Source organism: Methanobacterium formicicum DSM 3637 (assembly GCF_000302455.1).
Lineage (GTDB): Archaea > Methanobacteriota > Methanobacteria > Methanobacteriales > Methanobacteriaceae > Methanobacterium > Methanobacterium formicicum_A.
In genome coordinates this window covers 1-367 of the sequence record NZ_AMPO01000025.1, presented here as the reverse complement: position 1 = coordinate 367, position 367 = coordinate 1, and the positions used below count along the sequence as shown (strand labels likewise).

Annotated in this window: 1 pseudogene; it reads left to right on the top strand. The window is 41.4% G+C overall.

Annotated elements, in window-relative coordinates:
• A pseudogene (locus A994_RS12765) lies at positions 1–367 on the top strand (hypothetical protein); the annotation flags it as partial.

Genomic DNA, 367 nt, shown 5'->3' with positions numbered 1-367 from the left:
AATAAAAGAACCAAGCACAACAACAGTAACAATAGCAGAAATACTAAATGCAGCCCAAACAGTAAAAACACAAATTGAAGCCAACGAAAAACTACCAAACACAATCACCATAGGAACAAACACATTCAACATGGCACAATTCCTATACATGGCCACCCAAGCCACCATACTACTCAACAACGGAAAACCAACCACCACCACAATCAAAATCGAAGACTATTCAGTACCAACCAGCAGCAGCGAAAGCCTAACCACAGGAACACTAAACACAGCCAGTTACGTAGATTTCGCCAACCGAATAACAGAATACCTCCAAAACAACAAACAAGCACCACCCTACGGATACATAAACCAGGGACAAATCAGT